General features: G+C 31.5%; 4 protein-coding genes and 1 pseudogene. 2 read left to right on the top strand and 3 right to left on the bottom strand.

Annotation, left to right across the window (positions count from 1 at the left end):
• Positions 1–547 (bottom strand): alkaline phosphatase family protein (locus ABJD66_RS05810; protein WP_348129246.1); only part of this gene is annotated, 547 nt, incomplete at its 3' end.
• Between the two features lie 113 nt (positions 548–660).
• On the opposite strand from ABJD66_RS05810, the gene ABJD66_RS05805 reads away from it, so the two are divergent.
• Together ABJD66_RS05805 and ABJD66_RS05800 are read left to right on the top strand one after the other, a co-directional pair.
• Complete coding sequence (locus ABJD66_RS05805; RefSeq protein WP_100893654.1) at positions 661–1,398, top strand: ABC transporter permease; 738 nt, start codon at positions 661–663, stop codon at positions 1,396–1,398.
• Positions 1,398–2,165 (top strand): ATP-binding cassette domain-containing protein, encoded by a 768-nt coding sequence (locus tag ABJD66_RS05800; RefSeq protein WP_348129243.1) that lies wholly within the window; start codon positions 1,398–1,400, stop codon positions 2,163–2,165. The genes ABJD66_RS05805 and ABJD66_RS05800 overlap by 1 nt, the downstream gene beginning before the upstream one ends.
• On the opposite strand, the gene ABJD66_RS05795 is transcribed toward ABJD66_RS05800, so the two are convergent.
• Both ABJD66_RS05795 and ABJD66_RS05790 read right to left on the bottom strand, forming a co-directional pair.
• Positions 2,162–3,667: a DUF389 domain-containing protein gene (locus ABJD66_RS05795; RefSeq protein WP_348129240.1), complete on the bottom strand. Its 1,506-nt coding sequence runs from the start codon at positions 3,665–3,667 to the stop codon at positions 2,162–2,164. The two genes, ABJD66_RS05800 and ABJD66_RS05795, sit on opposite strands and share 4 nt — an antisense overlap.
• 11 nt (positions 3,668–3,678) lie before the next feature.
• Positions 3,679–3,904, bottom strand: a pseudogene (locus ABJD66_RS05790) (mannose-1-phosphate guanylyltransferase); the annotation flags it as partial.

Below are 3,904 nucleotides of genomic sequence, written 5' to 3'. Positions count from 1 at the left end.
CACCTCTATCTTTTATAGCTACAGCAATTACTTTACCTTTTTTTTGAGTGTGTAAACGTAATTGATCTGTAACGGTTGTAGTTAACATTCTATGTGGACTCATTTTTCCTTCAGAACCACTTGTTCCTACACTGTTATAGTTGCTATCACCTGCACAATATACATTTACCCCTAAATCTTTATCATACCAGTTATTACCTATTATACCGTGCATAGCTGGTGTTGTACCAGTATAAACAGAGGTATGTCCAGGACCAGTACTTGTAGGTGAATAATTATAGTGATGATTTTTAGCATTAAACCCTTCATTAATCATACGTTTAAATCCGCCTTCTCCATATTGATTATAAAAACGAGTAAGATAATCGTACCTCATTTGGTCTACAATTATACCAACAACTAACTTTGGAGTTGTTTTTATAGGGGTAGCTCTTTGCTGCTCTACATCATTTTTACTCTTTCTTTTAGATTTTTTTTGCGCATTAACCTCCTCTACATTTGTCATAAAACAAACAGCTACTAATGCTACAAATAGACTTCTCTTCATTGCAAATAATTTTATTGATACCGTAAAAGTAAATAAATAAACTTTTAATTTTTTTATTTGAATGTCAAATGAGAGTTAATATTATTATTTTTACAGACAGAAGTCTATTTTATATGAATTACATAGCATCTATTGGCAGTTATTTTATAATGATTAAGGAGGTTTTTAAAAAACCCACAAAGTGGTCTATTATGAAAACTCTTATTTTAAAAGAAATAGACGAATTGGTTTTTGGTTCCTTGGGTATCATTATATTTATTTCGTTTTTTATTGGTGGTGTAGTAACCATACAAACTGCTTTAAACCTTACCAACCCTTTAATACCAGAAAGTCTAATTGGTTTTGCTGCTAGACAATCTGTTATTTTAGAATTTGCCCCTACGTTTACCTCTATAATAATGGCAGGTAAAGTTGGGTCTTACATAACATCTAGCATAGGAACTATGCGTGTAACAGAGCAAATTGATGCTCTAGAAGTTATGGGAGTAAACTCTTTAAACTACTTAGTATTTCCTAAAATTATAGCTTTACTATTATATCCGTTTGCAATAGCCATTGCAATGTATGTTGGTATTTTTGGAGGCTGGATCGCTGGTGTTTTTGGTGGTTTTACCACAAGTGCAAGTTTTATTGAAGGAATACAACTAGACTTTATACCTTACCATGTTACTTACGCATTTATAAAATCTATAATATTTGCTTTTGTTATTGCCACAATACCATCTTTTCACGGTTATTATATGAAAGGTGGAGCTTTAGAAGTAGGTAAAGCAAGTACCACTGCCTTTGTTTGGACGAGTGTTGCTATTATTATTTTAAACTACATATTAACTCAATTACTATTAGGATAATGATAGAAGTAGACAACTTACATAAATCTTTTGGTGACGCACACATTTTAAAGGGTGTAACCACTAGTTTTGAAAAAGGAAAAACAAACCTAATTATTGGGCAAAGTGGATCTGGTAAAACTGTATTTTTAAAATGTTTACTTGGTTTATTTACTCCGGATGAAGGACACATTTGCTATAACGGAGATATTTATAACGATTTGTCTACCGACCAAAAAAGAAACTTAAGACAAGAAATGGGAATGGTTTTTCAGGGCAGTGCTTTGTTTGATTCTCTTACTGTTGAAGGTAACGTAATGTTTCCATTAGAAATGTTTACAAAACAGCCTAAATCTGAAATGCAAGACCGTGTTAACACTGTTTTAAAGCGAGTAAACTTAATTGATGCACACCATAAATACCCATCAGAAATATCTGGAGGTATGCAAAAAAGGGTAGCCATTGCAAGAGCAATTGTAATGAACCCTAAATACTTATTTTGTGATGAGCCTAACTCTGGTTTAGATCCTAAAACCGCTATACTAATAGATAACCTTATTCAAGAAATTACTCAAGAATATGATATCACAACTGTGATTAACACTCATGATATGAACTCTGTTATGGAAATAGGAGAAAAAATCTTATTTCTTAAAAACGGACATAAAGAATGGGAAGGCACAAATAAAGAAATTTTTAAAACCGATAACAAAGCTGTCACAGATTTTGTTTATTCTTCTGAGCTATTTAAAAAAGTAAGACAAATGTATATTGAAGAAAGAAATTAGTTTGCTAATTCTCTAACTTGAATATTTTTATCTTTTAATCTTAATTTTAACCACTCCGCTATTTTTTTAGCATCAGCTTGCTTGTCTTTTGATTTTGTTTTGGGTTTCCAATTAATTTCAAAAACAGGAATAGTATCTACTTTTTTAAAGTCTGTACGTATTGTATAAGAATAACCTATAGAGGCCAAATTCTCATAATTAGCTTTAGCTTCTGCACTAACGTCATTAAAAGGAATTTGTTTAGATACAATTTTTTGTAATTGAGTTAGCTCTTTTTCTAATAAGGCAATTTTTTCCTCTTTACCCATTAACTCAGCTTTTTTAGCTTGGTATAACTCTTCTACATATTTTATTTGATCTACTTCTTTATTTTTAGAACCCTGAATAATTTTTAAATCTGTATTTGCAAGCTCTTTAAAATCTTCATTTTTTATTTCATTCCAACTAGCAATAATATTATCTGGCACTAATTCTTCGCCCATAAACATTACTTCTATTACAGATTTTTGTTCATTTTTATTCTTTCTAAATATTTTATCAAACAAAGAACTATCACCTCCGTGGTATTCAATATTAGTTAAATTATTTAAATACAATCCGTTACCCGCAAATTTATACTTTGCTATATTTTCTGTTATAAATTGCTGAGCCTGACTTTTAAACTGAGATTCCTCCCAAGCCTTAAAGAATGTCCAACTTGCAGGCACCATAACCAATATTGCAACTATTGATGCAAGCCTACTAATTAATCTACGACGCTCAGAGTTAGCGTAACGCACCATTGGAAAACGTAATATTTTTATAACTAAAAATGTAGCTAATGCAATAAAAATAGTATTAATAGTAAATAAGTACATTGCTCCCGTTGCATAATCCCAATTACCAATTGCTAAACCAAAACCTACAGTACACAAAGGAGGCATTAAAGCTGTTGCAATTGCCACACCAAATATAACACTGGCTATTGTTCCCTTTTTTGCACGTGCAATAACCAAGGCTAAACCACCAAAAAATGCAATAAGAACATCTCTAATATCTGGTGCTGTACGTGCTAAAAGTTCGGAAGACTCATCTCGTAAAGGAAAAAACTTAAAGAATAAAAAGGCAGTAAGTATACTTAACACCACCATTACCCCAAAGTTTTTAAGTGAACGACGCAACGTATCAATATCATTAATAGCTAATGACAAACCCATTCCTAAAATAGGCCCCATTAATGGAGAAATTAACATGGCACCAATTACAACTGCTGTAGAATTGGCATTTAAACCAATAGAAGCTATAAAAATAGAACAAATTAAAATCCAAGAAGTATGCCCCTTAAAAGGTATATCTGCCACTATAGACTCTCTAGTAGCTTCTTGGTCTGTATTATTACGAATATCTAAAAGTTCCTTTAAAAACTTTTTAGTAGACCCAAGTAAACCCTGAAAATCTTTTTTTACGTTATCTGATGATTCACTACCAGTTACGTTATTATTTTGCTCTGTATTATTACTCATACACAATGGTATTATTTACCAAACTTATCTTTTACCTCGTTTAAGATAACTTTTATGTCTTGCTCTTTTTCTTTTGGACAAATTAACAAAACATCTTCTTTATCCACTACAATGTAATTATCTAAACTATCTAAAACTACAACTTTGTTCTCTTTGGTACGCACAATGTTGCCTGTTGCATTTCGGTCTAGCAATTTTGCTCCAACTACTGCATTCGTATTTTCATTCTTATCTAGC

The sequence above is a fragment of the Cellulophaga sp. genome, assembly GCF_039943695.1.
Classification (GTDB): domain Bacteria; phylum Bacteroidota; class Bacteroidia; order Flavobacteriales; family Flavobacteriaceae; genus Cellulophaga.
The sequence above is the reverse complement of the archived record's forward strand: the minus strand, read 5'-3'. Positions and strand labels throughout refer to the sequence as shown.